17 protein-coding genes are annotated in these 18470 nt (G+C 54.6%); 1 reads left to right on the top strand and 16 read right to left on the bottom strand.

Translation table 11 applies throughout. The features are described 5' to 3' along the window. Nucleotides 1-146 precede the first annotated feature (146 nt). The 3 genes from sdhB to I656_RS05900 form a co-directional block, all read right to left on the bottom strand. The gene (gene sdhB, locus I656_RS05910; protein WP_015375538.1) at nucleotides 147-908 is read right to left on the bottom strand and encodes a succinate dehydrogenase iron-sulfur subunit; all 762 of its coding nucleotides are present in this window, start codon (nucleotides 906-908) and stop codon (nucleotides 147-149) included. A gap of 1 nt (nucleotide 909) precedes the next feature. Continuing rightward, nucleotides 910-2667 carry a succinate dehydrogenase flavoprotein subunit gene (sdhA, locus tag I656_RS05905; RefSeq protein ID WP_015375539.1) on the bottom strand — a complete coding sequence of 586 codons (1758 nt, stop codon included), beginning with the start codon at nucleotides 2665-2667 and terminating at the stop codon, nucleotides 910-912. Nucleotides 2668-2835: 168 nt separating this feature from the next. Beyond that, nucleotides 2836-3444 (bottom strand): succinate dehydrogenase cytochrome b558 subunit, encoded by a 609-nt coding sequence (locus I656_RS05900; RefSeq protein ID WP_011232147.1) that lies wholly within the window; start codon nucleotides 3442-3444, stop codon nucleotides 2836-2838. A gap of 243 nt (nucleotides 3445-3687) precedes the next feature. On the opposite strand from I656_RS05900, the gene I656_RS05895 reads away from it, so the two are divergent. Then, on the top strand, nucleotides 3688-4140 hold the full coding sequence (locus tag I656_RS05895) for a YslB family protein (protein WP_014196467.1): 453 nt from the start codon (nucleotides 3688-3690) through the stop codon (nucleotides 4138-4140). A gap of 48 nt (nucleotides 4141-4188) precedes the next feature. On the opposite strand, the gene uvrC is transcribed toward I656_RS05895, so the two are convergent. The 13 genes from uvrC to I656_RS05830 all read right to left on the bottom strand — a co-directional run bounded on the left by uvrC (nucleotide 4189) and on the right by I656_RS05830 (nucleotide 18465). Beyond that, nucleotides 4189-5961 (bottom strand): excinuclease ABC subunit UvrC, encoded by a 1773-nt coding sequence (uvrC, locus tag I656_RS05890; RefSeq protein WP_020755563.1) that lies wholly within the window; start codon nucleotides 5959-5961, stop codon nucleotides 4189-4191. 11 nt (nucleotides 5962-5972) lie between these two features. Continuing rightward, nucleotides 5973-7415, bottom strand: a complete 1443-nt coding sequence (locus tag I656_RS05885; protein WP_015375542.1) for a hypothetical protein — start codon at nucleotides 7413-7415, stop codon at nucleotides 5973-5975. Between the two features lie 47 nt (nucleotides 7416-7462). After that, complete coding sequence (locus I656_RS05880; RefSeq protein ID WP_015375543.1) at nucleotides 7463-8389, bottom strand: FTR1 family protein; 927 nt, start codon at nucleotides 8387-8389, stop codon at nucleotides 7463-7465. A 25-nt stretch (nucleotides 8390-8414) separates the two neighbouring features. Continuing rightward, nucleotides 8415-9176 carry a hypothetical protein gene (locus I656_RS05875; RefSeq protein WP_015375544.1) on the bottom strand — a complete coding sequence of 254 codons (762 nt, stop codon included), beginning with the start codon at nucleotides 9174-9176 and terminating at the stop codon, nucleotides 8415-8417. A gap of 92 nt (nucleotides 9177-9268) precedes the next feature. After that, on the bottom strand, nucleotides 9269-10030 hold the full coding sequence (locus I656_RS05870; RefSeq protein ID WP_020755566.1) for a glycosyltransferase family 2 protein: 762 nt from the start codon (nucleotides 10028-10030) through the stop codon (nucleotides 9269-9271). After that, nucleotides 9987-11483, bottom strand: coding sequence for an alkaline phosphatase family protein (locus I656_RS05865; protein WP_033005943.1), 1497 nt, complete (start codon nucleotides 11481-11483; stop codon nucleotides 9987-9989). The genes I656_RS05870 and I656_RS05865 overlap by 44 nt, the downstream gene beginning before the upstream one ends. Continuing rightward, nucleotides 11480-12409, bottom strand: a complete 930-nt coding sequence (locus I656_RS05860) for a lysylphosphatidylglycerol synthase transmembrane domain-containing protein (protein WP_033005937.1) — start codon at nucleotides 12407-12409, stop codon at nucleotides 11480-11482. Before I656_RS05860 ends, I656_RS05865 begins: the two co-directional genes overlap by 4 nt. After that, nucleotides 12399-13343 carry an NAD-dependent epimerase/dehydratase family protein gene (locus tag I656_RS05855; protein WP_033005946.1) on the bottom strand — a complete coding sequence of 315 codons (945 nt, stop codon included), beginning with the start codon at nucleotides 13341-13343 and terminating at the stop codon, nucleotides 12399-12401. Before I656_RS05855 ends, I656_RS05860 begins: the two co-directional genes overlap by 11 nt. Nucleotides 13344-13519: 176 nt before the next feature. Further along, complete coding sequence (locus I656_RS05850; RefSeq protein ID WP_033005938.1) at nucleotides 13520-14725, bottom strand: hypothetical protein; 1206 nt, start codon at nucleotides 14723-14725, stop codon at nucleotides 13520-13522. Nucleotides 14726-14866: 141 nt separating this feature from the next. Continuing rightward, nucleotides 14867-15985, bottom strand: coding sequence for an FMNH2-dependent alkanesulfonate monooxygenase (gene ssuD / locus I656_RS05845; protein WP_020755571.1), 1119 nt, complete (start codon nucleotides 15983-15985; stop codon nucleotides 14867-14869). Between the two features lie 13 nt (nucleotides 15986-15998). After that, nucleotides 15999-16541, bottom strand: coding sequence for an NADPH-dependent FMN reductase (ssuE, locus tag I656_RS05840; RefSeq protein ID WP_020755572.1), 543 nt, complete (start codon nucleotides 16539-16541; stop codon nucleotides 15999-16001). A gap of 148 nt (nucleotides 16542-16689) precedes the next feature. Continuing rightward, on the bottom strand, nucleotides 16690-17682 hold the full coding sequence (locus I656_RS05835) for an aliphatic sulfonate ABC transporter substrate-binding protein (protein WP_020755573.1): 993 nt from the start codon (nucleotides 17680-17682) through the stop codon (nucleotides 16690-16692). Beyond that, nucleotides 17683-18465 carry an ATP-binding cassette domain-containing protein gene (locus I656_RS05830; RefSeq protein WP_015375553.1) on the bottom strand — a complete coding sequence of 261 codons (783 nt, stop codon included), beginning with the start codon at nucleotides 18463-18465 and terminating at the stop codon, nucleotides 17683-17685. Nucleotides 18466-18470: the final 5 nt, after the last annotated feature.

Here is an 18470-nt window from a genome sequence, read left to right on the forward strand (position 1 = left end):
GTCTTTCTTTTTCAAGTACACTTTGTGATGAAGAGCCTTTTCTTCTTTATCTTTCGATTCGCCGGAGACGGTTGGCTGCCGCTTGTCCAGCAAAACAAAAAATCCCCCTCATGTCTGTTCGAATGAAGGGGATTTTGATTCTGCCGCTACACTTCGTCGCTGCCAAAGAAATCGCGGAACATTTGAATCGTCGTTTCGCGGTTTAACGCCGCGATCGATGTCGTCAACGGAATGCCCTTCGGGCACGATTGCACGCAGTTTTGCGAGTTGCCGCAGTTGGCCAGTCCGCCGTCGCCCATAATCGCCCGCAACCGTTCGGCTTTATGCATCGCCCCGGTCGGATGGGCGTTAAACAGCCGCACTTGCGACAGCGGCGCCGGGCCGATAAAGTTCGACTTGCTGTTGACGTTCGGGCACGCTTCCAGGCAGACGCCGCACGTCATGCATTTGGACAGCTCGTACGCCCATTGCCGCTTCCGCTCCGGCATGCGCGGCCCCGGGCCCAAGTCGTACGTTCCGTCGATCGGAATCCATGCTTTCACTCGCTTCAACGCATCAAACATCCGGCTCCGGTCGATGACCAAGTCGCGGATGACAGGGAATGTGCGCATCGGCTCAAGGCGGATCGGCTGCTCGAGTTTGTCAATGAGTGCGGCGCACGCCTGGCGCGGTTTGCCGTTAATGACCATCGAACAGGCTCCGCATACTTCTTCCAGACAGTTCATTTCCCAAGCGACCGGCGTCGTTTTTTCCCCTTTGGCGTTGACCGGATTGCGGCGAATTTCCATGAGCGCCGAAATGACGTTCATGTTCGGGCGGTACGGAATGACAAACTCCTCTTCATACGGAGCAGAATCCGGACGATCTTGACGGGTGATGATGAATCGAACCGTTTTGTTCTCGCTCATCTTACTTCACTTCCTCTTTCTTTTTGCTGTAGTCGCGCTTGCGCGGTTTAATCAACGAGACGTCAACGTCTTCATAATGGAACGCCGGACCGTCTGGCGTGTAGCGGGCCATCGTCGTTTTCAGCCATTCTTCGTCGTTGCGCTCCGGAAACTCCGGCTTGTAGTGCGCGCCGCGGCTTTCATTGCGATAGTAAGCGCCAAGCGTAATGACGCGGGCGAGCTGCAGCATGTTGTACAGCTGGCGGATAAACGTCGCTCCTTGGTTGCTCCATCTCGACGTATCGGTGACGCTGATGTTTTTATACCGCTCCATCAGCTCTTGAATTTTCTCATCGGTCTTCAGCAGCCGGTCGTTGTAGCGGACGATCGTCACGTTTGCCGTCATCCATTCACCGAGCTCTTTATGCAGCACGTAGGCGTTTTCCGTGCCGTCCATCGCCAAAATGTTTTCCCACTTTTCTTGCTCCCGTTTCACATAGCTGTCGTATAACGTCGACGGCATCGCATCGGCCGATTTCTCGAGACCGCGGATGTAGCGGACGGCGTTCGGGCCGGCGACCATTCCGCCGTAAATCGCCGACAGAAGCGAGTTTGCCCCGAGGCGGTTCGCGCCGTGAATCGAATAATCGCACTCGCCGGCAGCAAACAACCCTTTGATGTTCGTCATTTGGTCATAGTCGACCCATAAGCCGCCCATCGAGTAGTGAACGGCCGGGAACACCTTCATTGGCACTTTGCGCGGGTCTTCGCCCATGAACTTCTCGTAAATTTCGATAATGCCGCCGAGCTTGACATCCAACTCTTTCGGATCTTTATGTGACAAATCCAAATACACCATGTTTTCGCCGTTGATGCCGAGCTTCAAATCGACGCAGACGTGGAAAATTTCCCGGGCGGCGATGTCGCGCGGCACCAAGTTTCCGTAAGCCGGATATTTTTCCTCAAGGAAGTACCACGGTTTCCCGTCCTTATACGTCCAAATGCGTCCGCCTTCCCCGCGCGCCGATTCGCTCATCAACCGAAGCTTGTCATCGCCTGGGATCGCGGTCGGGTGAATTTGGATGAACTCGCCGTTCGCGTAGTAAACGCCTTGCTGATAGGCGATCGAAGCCGCTGAACCAGTGTTGATGACCGAGTTCGTCGATTTCCCAAAAATGATCCCCGGGCCGCCGGTCGCCAAAATGACGGCATCGGCTGGAAACGCTTTGATTTCCATGGACCGCAAATCTTGTGCGACGATGCCGCGGCAAATTTGCTCGTCATCCAAAACGACGCCTAAAAACTCCCAATGCTCGTACTTCGTGACGAGCCCGGCCACTTCATGGCGGCGCACCTGTTCATCAAGTGCATACAAAATTTGCTGCCCGGTCGTGGCTCCAGCATAGGCGGTCCGGTGATGCTGCGTCCCCCCGAAACGACGGAAATCAAGCAACCCTTCCGGCGTCCGGTTGAACATGACGCCCATCCGATCGAGCATGTAAATGATCCCCGGCGCCGCTTCACACATCGCTTTGACCGGAGGCTGGTTCGCCAAGAAGTCCCCGCCATAGACGGTGTCGTCAAAATGCTCCCACGGCGAGTCGCCTTCCCCTTTCGTGTTGACCGCTCCGTTAATGCCGCCTTGGGCACAGACGGAATGAGAACGCTTTACCGGAACGAGCGAAAACAGTTCGACAGGCACTCCTGCTTCGGCGATTTTAATCGTGGCCATCAAACCGGCCAACCCACCGCCAACAACGATGATTTTCCCTTTTTTCATAGCTACTCACTCCCTAATAGATTGCTGCTTTTGCTTGCATGCCGCACGTTTTGCCTTGCCGGCCCGCCATCGACCAAGCGATCGTTCGGCGAACGGCTAGAGCACGTTTGTCACGAGCCAACGCAGCAGTTCATCGTTGAATCATTCCTTAGGAATGGAACGCTTGTCTTACGCAAACGCCAAGATGGCGCGAATGCCGACAATGGAAAGCGCGATGAAAATGATCATCGTAATGTACGTAAATACTTGCTGCGAACGAGGGGACACCGTCAACCCCCAGCTGACGCAGAACGACCATAAGCCGTTGGCGAAGTGAAAGACCGTGGACAAGATTCCAACAATATAAAATCCGAGCATAAACGGATTGTCGACAATGTTGGCCATCATGTCGTAGTTCACTTCGGCGCCGAATGCAGCCTGCACCCGCGTTTCATACACATGCCAGACGACAAAAATCAATGTAATGATGCCGGTGATCCGCTGAAGCATGAACATCCAGTTGCGGAAATAGCCGTACTGGCGAGTGTTGAATTTGGCTGTAAACGCGATATAAATGCCGTATACAGCGTGGAACAACAATGGAAGAAAAATAACAAAAATTTCAAGAAAATAGCGGAACGGCAAGTTTTCCATAAACGCCGCCGCCCGGTTAAACGCTTCCGGCCCACGGGTCGCAAAATGGTTGACGACCAAGTGCTGCACTAAAAAGATGCCGACGGGAACAACCCCCAGCAGCGAATGGAGCCGGCGATAGTAAAACTCGCGATTCCCTGCCATTATGTAAACCCCCTTCAATTGAATAAAAAATATGTCCCTCTCGCTCGCCATGCGGAAACGGAAACGTCTTCCATTCCCCTATTCGCTTGTCACATTCATTGTACTCCCACATTGTACAAGCGTCAAGAAAACACTGACACAAAATGTTCAAACATTCTCATAGTTGCGCCACCTTAGGAAAGAGGATGCACTCCGGCAGCAATTCAGCTATAATGGGGAAATGGATAGAAAGAGGGGAAAACGATGAAACAGCCACCATTAGAGGACCAATATCAAATGTTTGGGTCAATTGCGCTTTCCGCCTTCGGGACTGAGCTGCTTCGCCATTCGCTTCTTCCCGAGCTGCTTGGCAAAGATGCCGCTTCGCTGCTGTACTGGGCCGGCAAACAGCTGGCGCGGCGCTACCCGCTCGGAACGCTCGATGACGTCGCCGTATTTTTTGAACGGGCGGGCTGGGGGGAGCTATCAACCGGCGAAGAGCGAAACGACGAACTCTATATCGAGCTGTCGGGCCCCATCATCGCCGCCCGCTTTTCCTTGTACGGCAGCTGCTCGTTCCAGCTTGAGGCTGGATTTCTCGCCCAGCAAATCGAACAACAAAAGCGGTTCGTCACCGAAGCGGTCGAACTGCCGCCAAAGCGGGACGGCAAAGCGCGCATTTTGGTGAAATGGGATCGGAAGCAGGCGATCGAATGACATGCAAAGAACGGGCGTCCGCTCGCAAAACGGGCGTCCGTTCAGCCATTATTCATGCAGTTTTTCATAGATTTTCTCCGCCACCGCCCGTGGAATGTTCGCCCGTTGCAGCTCATCAACGGTCGCCTCTTTCATCTTTTTGACTGATCCGAAATAGTTTAACAGCGCTTTTTTCCGCTTTTCCCCGACGCCGGGAATGTCATCAAGCACGGAATGGAACATCGTTTTCTGCCGCGTCTTTCGGTGAAACATAACGGCAAACCGATGCACTTCATCCTGGATGCGCTGCAATAAATAAAACTCTTGACTTTGCCGGTCAAGCGGCACGACATCCGGCGGGTCGCCGGCCAAAAGCTCTGATGTGCGATGTTTTTCGTCTTTCGCCAATCCAGCCAGCGGCACATCCAGTCCAAGTTCGTTTTCGAGCACATCCCGCACCGCCGACAAGTGTCCTTTGCCGCCGTCGATGATGATCAAATCGGGAAGCGGCAATCCTTCTTTCAACACGCGCGTATAGCGGCGGCGCACGACTTCGCGCATCGTTTCATAATCGTTCGGCCCCGCGACCGTTTTCACCTTATATTTCCGATATTCTTTTTTCGCCGGCTTGCCATCGAGGAAAACGACAAGCGCCGAGACCGGATCGGCCCCGTAAATGTTCGAGTTGTCAAACGCCTCGATGCGGCGCGGCGCCGGAATGCCAAGACGCTCTCCGAGACGTTCGACCGCTTTGATCGTCCGTTCTTCGTCCCGCTCGATGAAATAAAATTTTTCTTTCAGAGCAATGGCCGCGTTTTTGCTCGCCAGCTCAACAAGCTCTTTTTTCTTCCCTTTTTTCGGCTGGACGACGGCAACGCCGAGCAATTCGCGGGCGAGCTCGCCGTCAATGTCGGACGGGAGGACGACTTCTTTTGGCTTCAAATGATGCGCTTTCGCATAAAACTGACCCAAAAACGTAAGCATTTCCTCATCCGGGTCTTGGTAAAGCGGGAAGATCGACACGTCGCGCTCGATCAGCTTTCCTTGGCGGAGGAAAAACACTTGCACGCACATCCAGCCTTTGTCGTACGCATAGCCGAATACATCGCGGTCGATGAAGTCGTTGAGCATCATTTTTTGCTTTTCCATCGTCATCTCAATCGCTGCGATTTGATCGCGGTATTCTTTCGCCCGTTCAAACTCGAGCGCTTCCGCCGCCTCGTGCATTTTCTCGGCCAACTCCCGCTTCACGTCTTCATACCCGCCGTTTAAAAAGCGGACGATTTGTTCAACCATCGCCTTATTTTGTTCGTCCGACACCGGGTGGACGCACGGGGCGAGGCATTGGCCCATATGGTAATACAAACAGGCGCGCGAAGGCAGCGTCGAACATTTGCGGAGCGGATATAAGCGGTCGAGCAGCTTTTTCGTTTCGTTCGCCGCCTGCACGTTTGGATACGGGCCGAAATATTTGCCCCCGTCTTTTTTCACTTTGCGGGTGATCAGCAGGCGCGGATGCTTTTCCGCGGTGATTTTAATAAACGGGTAGCTTTTATCATCTTTCAGCATGACGTTGTATTTCGGATCATGCTTTTTGATCAAATTCATCTCCAAAATGAGCGCCTCGGCGTTTGACGAGGTGACGATGTATTCGAAATCAGCGATCTCCTCAACAAGCCGCTGCGTCTTGCCGTCATGCGTCCCGGTGAAATACGAGCGGACGCGCGCTTTCAGCGACTTCGCTTTGCCGACGTAAATGACCGTTCCGTGTTTGTCTTTCATCAAATAGCAACCCGGCTGTTCCGGCAGCACGGCCAGCTTTTCTTTCAGCCGCTCGTTCATTGGCCATCACCTCACTCTCCATCCACCCATTCGTACAGCGTAATCGTCCCATACACCGGATCAGCAAGCAGACTGGAACGATACGTTTTCACTTTGCGCACATGGCGGGAAACATCGATCCCTTGAGCCTCGAACCCTTGGACAACGTGATTGGTCATATATATCGCAGCATGGCGGTAGTTTTCTTTGTCTTGCAAAAAGAAGGAAAAATGGAGCACGTCTTTATGTGGAAAGGGCACGTTCAAATAGTCTAGGACGCGCGTCTCTTCCCACGTATATACCACAAACGGCTGCCGTTTGTCACGCAAATCGTCCGCAAGCTGATACACTGCCGGCGGCGTCTTTGCCTGCTCGCACAGCTGCCCGATGCCGATTGCAGCCTGCAGCAGCACAACCGCCGCCGCCAACACATGCTTCCATGATCGCGGTGCAGCCAATACGCGCCCCCACACGAAAACGAGCGCAATGTGAACGAGCGGAAGGAGATGACGCGGCTTGTCAATGTTTTGTCCGAAAAGCGCCCACAAAGCATACAGCAACGCGGAAACGACAAGCGGGCGCGGCAGCCGAAACGGCCCAGTGCGCCAGGCGATGGCGCCGACCACTGCATAGGCAGCCAGCAGCCAAGCATTTCGGCTGGCCATGCCGGTCCAAAGAAAGTTGTCAAGGACAAAGCGGCGCACCCGCTCCCAAAATGGAAGCGGGCTCGCCGCCGCCGTTCCCCCCCAGTCGCTGAAATGACCGACGACAAACGCCCAGCCAAGCTTGAAAAACGGCCAAAGGCCGCCTTCCGTCGCCGCGACCGCCGCCACCCAAACAAATTGAAAGGCGGCCGCCGCCAACAGCGATGCCGCCACGCGGCCGAGGCGGCGGTGCGTTTTCCAGTCTTCATGCCAAAGGATCAACAACGCAGCGGCAAACGGGGCATAAGACAAACGGATGCCCATGAGGATGCTGAACAACGCGGCCGGCCAAAGCTGCGCCATCCATGTTGTTCGCCGCCGCGCCCATTCCACCGCCCATATGTACCACCAAAGCACGCCAAGCGCCGCGCCGTCCGACATCGGTCTGGCGGCGGCAAGGAGCACGTAGCTTGAAGAAAGCACCGAAAGCGCCGCCCATAGCGCCGCTGAACGCGGCATATGGCGAGCGAGCAGCCAAACGATGGGAAAGGCGGCGGAAAACAACACGAGCACATTCAAGATCGAAAGCGCTTTGGCCGGATTGGCGACCAGAGCGTGCACTGCCATGCCGCCAAGAATCAAATACGGATAGCCCGGGAAATGCGGCTGCATGGCCAATAAATCATAGCGTTCCAACGCCCGCGCAAAGTCAACTTCGTCCCACGAGGCCGCATACGGGTTCGCCCCATACAAACCGGCGCCGGCCAACAAAGCAGCCATTCCGACACCAAAGCTCATCCAAAAGCGATCATCGCCCAACCGTTTGTCCACCGTGTTTCCCTCCAAAGAAAACGTACAAGGCGCAGCGTCCTTGTACGTTACATGACGTTTTTGGCTTGTTCCTCCAACGAGGCAACCGCCGGCTTCTCAACCACGGCCTTCTTTTGACCGCGGCGGCTCGCCACCAACAAATACACGACGACGAAGTAGCCGATATAGGCCAACACTTCTTCAAGCGACGGCATTGAAGAATAACCGAACAGCGCTTTTAAAAAGACGCCGACTTCGCCGGAAAAGACAGGGGCGACGCCATGGTCGCGCACGTAATGTTCGTAATCGATCGGATGTTCCGGAAGCAGCCACGTCAAATCGTATACGTGCGGCATGACGCTGCCGATGAGGCCGATGTCCTGCATCATCGAAATGGCTTGCACGAGCAGTCCGGCGGCAATTAGGACGATAAACGCGCCAGTCACTTTAAAGAACGTCTTCAACGGAATGCGCATCGTCCCTTTAAAGAAGAAGTAGCTGACAAAAGCGGCAATGACGACCCCGGTCGCCGCTCCCCAGCCTTGCATCGCCGCGCCGATGTTGCCGTGCGTAATGGCGGCGAAGAAGAAGACCGTTTCCACTCCTTCGCGCAGCACGACCAAAAACGAGTGGATGACCATGCCGGCGACATTGCCGGCGGTGACAAACTGATCCATTTTCCCTTCCACGCTTTTTTTCATGTCCCGACTATGTTCGGCCATCCAGAACACCATTTGCGTCAAGAGCAACGCGGAAATGACCATGATGCCGATTTTCAAATACGTCTCGCTTCCCATTGCCGCAAAACCGGTAAAGACGAGCTGAAACAACATGGCGACGCCGACGCTCGCCGCCACAGCAAGAGCGGCGCCAAGCCATACATATTTCGTGTATTCACGGTGACCGACCCGTTTCAAATACGATGTAATGATGCCGACAATCAGCAGCGCTTCCAGCGCTTCACGAAACGTGATAAGCAGCGCTTGAACTTCCATGCCCCCGCCTCCCATTCAGTTTAGACTAAGCACGCTTCCGGCGACGTGCGTAAATCAAGACAGTCCCGATGATCACCACAGCGATGACGATGAGCGGAATCCAGTTTTTGGCCTCGGACAAATCGGTCCACTCTTTCTTTTGCACTGCATCCGGCTTTTCCGTGGCGCTTTCCGAAAAATGGCCGACTTTTAGGCTTTTGAGGCCAAATTGCTTTTGCAACGCCGATAAAATGGTTTCCTTGCTTTTCTTGAACGTTTCGATGTCTGATTTTTTCTCGCCGACGCCAAACAGCCCCGGGTTGCCAAGCGACTGAAGCGCCTTGTCAAACTCGGTGCGCAGCTGTTTGTCAAGCGCAGGGTCTTTCCCTTGGATGATCGGCGACAGCGCCTCATACGTCGCAAACGCCTTCGCCAACAGCCGCTTGCTCGTGTCGTACTGATCAAAGTTCGCCTCAATATTGTCCAAACGTCGGGCGATATTGAGCACTAAAATTTTTTCCATGTCTTTGATCACCGCCTGGCGGTCCTTCGCTTCGATGGCTGCAAGCACCGCCTTGGACGGCTCAGGCCCCATGTGCATGTCGATTTCTTCTTTTATGGTTCCGAAAATTTCCTTCGCTGCGGCAAAGTTCGGCGGCTGCTCGTTCAACTTTTCTTTCATCTCTTTATACGCCTCAGCAACCGCTTCTTTGTTCGGATCTCCATACGAATAGGCGAACGCTTTCAGCGGAATGAGATTGAGAATAATGATCACTGCTATGTAAAAAAAGAAACGGGATGTTTTCACGTTTCTGATCCCCCTCCATCAAGATCAATGATAATCATTATCACCATCATTGTCAATATTGGAAAAATGGCCGGCGGCCCAAGGCGGCCGCCTCACGAACAATAGCGCTCCCGCTCCAAAGAAAGCAGATGCGCTTTTCGGTCAATGACCGCTTTTGTTACCGGGCGGCGCATTTCCTTCCAGATGGCCGGGATGACCGCGGTCATATAGGCGGTGAACTTGATGAACGAACGGCCGGTCGTCCGCACTTGGTAGCGGATCGGCACTTCCTTTAGTCGAAACCCTTTGCGCACTAAGTTGAGCGTCAACACTTGGGCGTAATTGTAATCGTGGATGATTTCCGCCTCTTCCATCGCTTGGCGGGAAAACGCGCGCATGCCGGATTGCCCGTCGTACAGCCGCTGGCCGAGCAGGAGCGACTGCAGCCACGTAAAGGCATAGTTGCCGAGGCGGCGGTGCCATTTCATGCCGCGAATCGTGCCAAGGAAGCGCGAGCCGATCGTATAGTCGGCCTCACCGGCGAAAATCGGCGCCAAAAGGTCAGGAATTTGTTCCGGCGGATATTCGTTATCGGCATCGATCATCACGCCGATATCCGCGCCAAGACGGACACACTCTTCAAGCCCTCGCCGCACCGCCGCCCCGAGGCCGCGGTTTTCCGGCCAGCGGCAAATGTAATCGGCTCCCGCTTCTTGCGCCGCTTCAGCAGTCCGGTCGGTCGACCCGTCATCAATGACCAAGACGCTGACCTCTACATCGGGATGGAAATGACGCGGAATGCGGCGAATCACGTCCCCAATCGCCCCTTCCTCATTGTGCGCCGGCAAAAAAACGATGACGTGCTGCTGTTTCATCGCTCTCCTCCTTCCGCATTGCTTCGATCAAAACAGGGCCGCGGCTATGGCTTGGATACGGCGCGCCAAGCAAATAGGCGATCGTCGGCGCCAGCGAGACGAGGCTTCTTTTCTCATCAACCCGTTTCCCTGCCTCAATCGCCGGACCGTACATGAAAAACGGCACATACCGCTCCCCTTCATCGAGATGGCCGTGGCCGCCGATGCCATCCGCTTGGCCATGGTCGGCGCAGACGATCAGCGTCGCGCGCTCAAGCTCGCCTCGCTCCTCAAGCCAGGCGACAAACTCGGCGATCAGCGCATCGGCTTCTTCAATTTTTTCAATATACTCGTCATACAGCACCCCGCGGCTATGGCCGGTCTGGTCGGTGGCGATCAATTGTACGACAAGCAAGTCCGGGTGCTGCTCTTCCACAATGCGTTTCGCCCGCTCGATAATATAGCGGTCAGCTAGTTCGTTAGGCATGACGGCCGTCACCGTTTCGACATCATCTCCGAACGAATCGACCAAATGAGCGATGCCAAGCAAGCGGCCTGTTTTCCCTACTTTGCGGAGCGAGTCAAAGATCGTTTCCACTTTCGCTCCGAGCTTCCATACCATATTCGAGCGAATCCCGTGCTCAAACGGATACGTGCCCGTCAACATCGATGTAAAGCAAACGACCGTACGCGCCGGGTACACGGTCTCCATTTGCGCAAATTCCGTCCCTTGCGCGCGCAGCCGTTTCAAAAACGGGGCGTTGGCCGCTTCAAACCGGTCTTTGCGCATCCCATCAATCACGATGACATACACTTTGTCACTGATCGGCACGGTTGGACTCGGCACATTGTTCGTATAAGTCGGAATGATCTCGGGCTGCCAGTCGAACAAATTCCGATGCAAAATCCATGAAAACAGCCACACCAAAGCAGCAAACAGCCAAAGCGCCCCGCACAGCGGCGCCAAATCCGCCCCTCGTTCCACTTGGATCGACGCATATTCCCAAACAGATAAAAGGAGAAAGACTTTCGGCAGCTGCTCTTGAGCGTTGCCGCTCGTCGAATCGCTGTTTTTCAGCACGAGCTTCCAAAAGCGGGTGAAATTCCACCATGACGTGCCGATGCGCAAATGGTAATAGAGCGTTCCCCAAAAAAAGACGGTAAAGAAAAAGTAAAGCCCCGACGCCAACAGCAGCAGCGCCGCATCAGCAAACGACCAAACGATGAGAAACACAACGTAAGGAATCCATAAATAATTGCGCAAAAACAGCGGATAATCATAGACATAGTAGATGACAAACAGCGGCAGCGCCGCCGCCAGACCAAGCATCCATCCCCATGAGCCGCCCATCCAATCAGCGGCATGGTAGATCGTCATCGTTCCCGCGACAAAAATCGGCGTAAACGGCTTTCCTTCATTCAGCAAATTCCAGCAGCGCGCCGCCATTTTTTCGAATCGTGACGCTTCTTTCATCGCCTCTCCCTTTCCTTTTTCCATACACCCCGCACCATCTGCCAATCGGACCGCCAAAGCAACAATACCATGGCCCCGGCGGCGTAAGAAAACAAAAACTTAAACGCATGGGTCAACACTGCCGCCGCATACGCTTTCTCCCATGGTGCGCCGAGCCGGGTCAACGCAAACGCCATCACCGCCTCATACGTTCCGATCCCGCCGGGGACGACTTGGGCGATCTGGCCGGAAACGGCCGCGCTGTTTGCCCACACCGCCTGTCCAAAGGAAAGCGGGATGCCGACTGCTTTGGCGATCACGCCAATGACGGCCGCTTCACACAACCAGCTCGCCGCCACAGCCGCAGCGATCTCCGCGCCGCGGCGGCCCTGCAACACCGTCCGCCATCGGCGCCATAACCGTTCGAGGCGGAGCGGACGGCGAAACATCACGAGCACAAGCGCCCCCCCTGCGGCAGCGGCCGCCCCCACCAGCGGAAGGCCGGGAATCCGATGCATGTACACATACACCCCCGCTGCCGCAAAACCGCCCAGCACCGCCATGTCCAATAACCGCATGACCGCAACCGACTCGATCGCCTCAGCGGCGGAAACACCCGGCTGGCGGGCAAGCACAGCGACGCGGGCGGCATCGCCCATTTTGACGGGGACGAGATGATTGATCAACAAGCTGAGCAACACCCCACGCCAATAGACGGCAAAGGCGATCGGTTTCCCGACATATTGCTTCCATGCCCATGCCCGCAGCCAAAAGGACGCGCCATACACGAAAACGGCGGCAGCCATATCCGCCGGATGGCGGGCCAGCCCGGCGAGATGCCGAAGCAACGCACGGCCGTCAAAATAGCGATACGTCATCCAACCAAACAGAACAACCATGGCCACCCCGGCGGCCTGCAGCCCCGCCTTGGCCGCCCTACCGCTCATATTCGCGCGCCCACGCCACCGTGCGGGCGAGCCCTTCGGCAAACGCCACCTTCGGCTTGTAACCAAACGCCCGCTCCGCCTTTGTGATGTCCGCCCATGTCGCTTTCACATCGCCTTTCCGCTCCGGCGCGTGCACGATTTTCATATCGGGAAAGTGCTTCCGCAACTCAGCGAGCAGCTGCTCCATGGTGACGGGCGCCCCGGCGCCCAAGTTGAACACTTCGCTTCGCCCGCCGCTGCGGTGAAGCGCCGCGGCCATGCCGGCGACAATATCATCGATGTACGTATAATCGCGCGCCGTCCCCTTGCCATACACGACAATCTCCTCGCCCACCAACAATCGGCGCAAAAACGTGCCGATCGCCATATCCGGACGACCCCACGGCCCGTAAACGGTGAAATAGCGGAAAATCGTCATTTGGTAGCCATACAAATGGGCATAGGCATGACAAAACGATTCCGCTCCGTATTTCGCCGCCGCATACGGCGACACGACGCGGCCATCAGCCATTTCTTCTTTCAGCGGCACGTTGCCGCGGTCGCCATAGACGGATGACGACGAAGCAAACAGCACATGGCTGACTCCCGCTTCCCCCGCCGCCGCCAACACATTGACCGTCGCTTTGATGTCATAATCGATATACGCGAACGGCTCCTCGAGGGAATACGGCACGCCCGGCAGCGCCGCCAAATGGTAGACGACATCGGGGCGAAACTCGACCAGCCACCTTTTCGTTCGCTCCCCATCAAGCAAATCCAAGCGGACAAGCGGCACCCGACCGCCGGTGAGTGTCTGAAACTGCCGCTCTTTCCGTTCAGCCGAATAGTACGGATGAAAGCAGTCGACGGCTATTACGTCATATCCTTGCTTGCTGAGATGGGCCGCGAGGTGGCTGCCGATAAACCCCGCTCCCCCGGTCACCACTACTTTCACAGTCGTCACCCCATTATCAAATTCACTGTCCATTAAGCATCTTACCATAGCGGCCGGCAAAAGTCGCGGATTGCAGGCAAAAGCGAAAAGCATCCGCCAAAGCGCATTCTCAGCCGGGACAAGCCGAAAGGGCGTTTGTGAAAAAAGGGCGTCCTTGGGGACACCCTCCTTCGTCATTATTTCGCCTTTTCCACTACTTGCTGCAGCGCAGCTTCAATTTGCGGCAGCCATTTGTCAGCTTCGGCTTTGTTTTTCGCCTTTGCTGCTTCCAAGTAGCGCGCCGCCTGATCGTTCAACGTGCTGTACGCCTTGTCGCCGAGCAGCGTTTTGATATCATTTTCGATCATGTTAATAAAGAGCGCGCCTTCTAAGGCGGTGATCACCGACTTGTCTTGCCCCCAATTTTCTTTGCTTTCTTCATATTCGTGAAGCGCCACTTTCGCCCATCCGCGCACGAACGCATGGTTCACCGCTTTCGGATCGAGCGTTTTGACATCGGTTTGCAGGTCAAACTGTTTCAAAATGTAGTCCGCCTCCTCCGCGGCATGCCGTTTCATATACGGATAGACGGACTGATAAAACGCCCAGCCTTCCGCCTGCTCCACTTTGGCTTCTTCGGCGTTTTCCTTGGCCGCAGCCGCCGCCTTCGCCGCATAGCCGTGCGGCAACGCTCCGCTCGCTAAATAGAATGTTTTCATCAATGTTTTGTCCACGACTTGCTTGCCGAGGGCAAATGAGAGCGCATCATCGTTTTGCACCGCTTGCTCCATTTGGGCAAACGCCCCGTTGATCGCGTCAACCAACTTCGTTCCGTAAGCCACATCGCGCTTTTCCACGGTCGACTGCAAAATCGCGTAAAATGCCTTCGCTTCCTCAAGCTCTTCCTTTACTTCTTCCTTATTGGCCCAATGCTCTTCTGCTTCGGTAAACTCATGTTTGATCGTCGTGTAAAACACTTTTTGCATCAGCTTGTCAAAAATTTGCTTGACAACCAACGGCTCAAGCGACCCGTCTTTGCCGGCGGCCAGTGCGTTGGTAATATGTTGGTCAAGCGTATCTTCAAATTCCGCGTCACGTTTTTGTACAAGCGGCTGCAGCTTTTCTTTGTAGATGCTCTCCACTTTGCCGAAGTCGACCGCCCCGCCTTGCTTCGCCTTCTCAAGCTCCGCGAGCGCTTCGCTGAACGCTCCCGCATAATCGACTTCCGCTTCTTCCTTCTCGTTCTCCGTCTTCTCTTCCTCTTTCGGCTTTTCTTGTTTTTCCACAGCCGTTTGGTTGCTGCTTTCTTTTTCTGTTCCCGCCGTCTGTTTGCTCTGGCCGCACGCGCCAAGCGCCAACGCCGCGGCGGCGAACACGGCGAGCCACTTCCATTTCCATGACATGATCGATCCCCCCATAGACCATTAAAAATGATAATCAATATCACACAAGCACGATTATAAAAGAACATGAATTTCAAAGTCAATCAAAAATAAAAAAGGATGGATGCTCTTTTGCAGCGCATCCCCCTTTTTTAGAACCGATCACACCTTAATCACATTTGGAAAAAACTCGTGACCCACTACCTCGCCGCGAATGGAAGAAGAAGGAACATCCAATGACAACAACGGGAATAACAATTCCGCCACGCGATACGCCTCTTCCAAATGCGGATAACCTGATAAAATGAAGTAACGGATGCCGAGTTGCTCGTATTCACGGAGACGTTCAGCCACTGTTTCCGGATCACCGACAAGCGCGGTGCCCGCGCCGCCGCGAACGAGCCCAATCCCCGCCCAAAGGTTTGGGCTGATCTCCAACGACTCTTTCCTCCCCCTGTGCAGCTCGCGCATCCGTTGCTGCCCGACAGAGTCATAACGGGAAAACACCCGCTGCGCCTCTTCAATCGTCCGGTCATCTACATACTGAATCAATCGCTCTGCCGCTTCCCACGCTTCTTTTTCTGTTTCGCGAACAATGATGTGGAGACGAATGCCAAATTCGATTTCTCTCCCTTCTTGGCGAGCGAGTTCCCTTACCCGTTCTATTTTTTCTTTCACCTGTCTAGGCGGCTCCCCCCAAGTCAAGTAGACGTCCGCATGGCGGGCGGCAACCTGTTGGCCGGCATCCGACGATCCGCCGAAAAAGAGGCGCGGATACGGTTTTTGCACAGCCGGGAACAACAATTTCGCCCCTTTGACTGACACGTGCTTTCCTGCAAACGTCACTTCTTCTCCTTCCAGCAATCGGCGCCAAATCGTCAAAAACTCGTCCGTCGCTTCATACCGTTCGTCATGCGACAAAAACAGCCCATCCCCCGCCAACTCAACGGGGTCGCCGCCGGTGACGACATTTACAAGCAGCCGGCCATCGGAAATGCGATCGAACGTGGAGGCCATGCGCGCCGCCAATGTTGGCGTCATCAATCCTGGGCGAACAGCGACAAGAAAACGCAATCGCCTCGTTTCCGCTGCCAGCGCTGCCGCCAACAGCCATGGATCTTCGCACGATTTCCCCGTTGGAATGAGCACCCCTTCGTATCCCAATCGATCAGCCGCTTGGGCCACTTGTTTGAAATAGCTGTATTCCGGCGAGCGGCCGCCTTTTGCCGTCCCTAAATACCGTCCGTCGCCATGAGAAGGAATAAACCAAAGGACTTTCATATTGTTTTCCTCCTTATCTCATGATCGTTTTTTCAGAGCCATGGGAAATGGAATGAATCACCTCTTCCATCCTCGACAACAAGTCGTCCGAAAACACGAGGCGGCCTTCGTCATCATGCCCCAATGTCCAATCCAAAATAAAGACGCCATGCAAGATTTCCCGCGCTCCCAAAATGGAGAAAATGGGTTTGAGCGCGTATTCGAGAGCCAACAGATGAGCAATGGTCCCCCCCGTAACAATCGGCACAACTAGCTTCCCAGCAAACGCCTTTTCCGGCAGCAAATCCAAATACGCTTTTAAAATGCCGGTGTAACTTCCCTTATACACTGGACTTAGTACAACCACCACTCGTGACTGGCGGATCCAATCATGTGTTTTCACAATCGAATCGCTTGATGAATGCGCATAAAGCAAATCTTCCGCCGGCAAATCGCGCAATCGGATGAAATATACCGTATGGCCGATCCGTTGCAATTGCTCGCTCACCCATTTGGCCACTCGATTCGTTTTCGAGGCGCGCGACGGACTTCCAGAAATAATGGCCACCGTTGTCATTTGTTTCCCCCCACATTCTTTTATGCCCCGCTGTCCTTAACATCCCCTTGGAAGAGCGTTGTTCAAGGGGAATTCGGCTTTTCACAATGCCCTATCATTTTCAGTGGAACAGCTTGTATTGATGAAGTGTGAATGTTACAGGATTTCCTTATTGTCCCTTTATGACGACCACAGCGTCTTCCACTTTGACCCGTTTTGGAATCACCCCGGCCTCATAAAAACGATCCGCAATGCGTTGCTGGGCGTCGACCACCTCCTTCGTCAGCGGAAACACCCCATATTCTCTTCGGCTCAACGTCCGTTTCCAAATCTCTTCGCCAATTTTCGTTTCTTTAGCCAATAGTTTGGCGGCTTCATCGGGAGAGGAGTGGATTTCTTGATGAACTTTATTCAGTTGTGCAATGACCGTCTTCGCTACATCTGCATACTGCTTCACATACCCATTCCGTCCTACGATAAATCCATATTGTTTGGGAAGTCCTTTCGCATCCATCAAAATGCGCGCACCGCCGTTCACTTCGGCATCGGCCAAGAACGGATCCCAAATGACCCAGGCGTCCACATCACCACGCTCAAACGCAGTTCGCGCTTCAGACGGCTGCAAATACACCGGAGTAATGTCGTTAAGTGTCAATCCAGCTGTCTCTAATGCCGTCAATAGTGTATAATGGGCGCTTGATCCTTTGCCGAAAGCCACTTTTTTTCCTTTCAAATCAGCAACGGTTTGAATCGACGATGTTTTGGGCACAATGATCGCCCGCGCAACTTCCGGTTCGTAGGCAAGATACACCAACTGTGAATCCGGGTTCGCCTGCGCCAACACCGCGGGAGCCCCGCCGACATAACCGATGTCGATTTGTCCGGCATTCAACGCTTCCAGAAGGGGGGGACCGGATTGGAATTCAAACCATTTGACTTGAACACCATGCTTTTGTAATTGTTTTTCCAAGTATCCTTTTTCTTTCAAAAATAGTGAAAACGATGATTTTTGATAGCCAATATGCAGCTCTTTCGGCCATGAATCGGCTGACGCCGAATCCTTGGACGAGGCGGGGGAGGCGCCTCGTTCTTGCCCGCAAGCCGCCAGCAGCAGGCATAAGCATGCGCTTAACACAGATAGCCAAACCAACCGTTTTTTCATCTACAACGCCCTCCTTTTCTCACCGATGGAAACTGAAGCGATCGCTCTCTCCTCCGGCTTTGTGCCTAAAATGCGACGCAAAATCGTATCCACCAAATCGGCGAACGCCGCATCGCCGCGCTGGCGCGGCCGCGGCAGACGCACAGGCACATCAAGTGTGCACACCCCGTCTTCGATGAGGATTACTCGATCCGCCAGCATCACCGCTTCATCAACATCGTGCGTAACAAGCAAAGCCGTAAACTTCTGTTCAAGCCAAAGCCGTTCAATGAGACGCTGCATGTCAATCCGAGTGAGCGCATCAAGAGCTCCAAGTGGTTCATCGAGCAACAGTAGCTGCGGATGGCTGATGAGGGCGCGGGCAAGGGCCACGCGCTGGCGCTGTCCTCCTGACAGCACGGTCGGCCAATCGTCCGCACGGTCAGCCAGCCCCACTTGCTCGAGCACCTCCAGCGCTTTCGGCTCCCATTCCCCTTTCAATCCGAGCCCGACGTTATCCATGACGCGCCGCCACGGCAGCAAGCGGGCGTCCTGAAACATGACACGTGCCTTCTCATTGAGCCCACGCAGCTCCTCCCCATCCACCAGGATCCGGCCGGACGTCGGCTCCTCCAATCCGGCGGCCAAGCGCAACAGAGTGCTTTTGCCGCATCCGCTGCGGCCAATGATGGCGACAAACTCTCCCCTCTTCACCACCAAATTGACGCGGCGCAACGCGTGTTTGTCCCCAAACTGTTTTCCCACTTGTTCCAAAATCAACTCCGCCCCTCGTCCCGGTCCCATTCATT

The sequence above is a fragment of the Geobacillus sp. WSUCF1 genome (assembly GCF_000422025.1).
Classification (GTDB): domain Bacteria; phylum Bacillota; class Bacilli; order Bacillales; family Anoxybacillaceae; genus Geobacillus; species Geobacillus zalihae.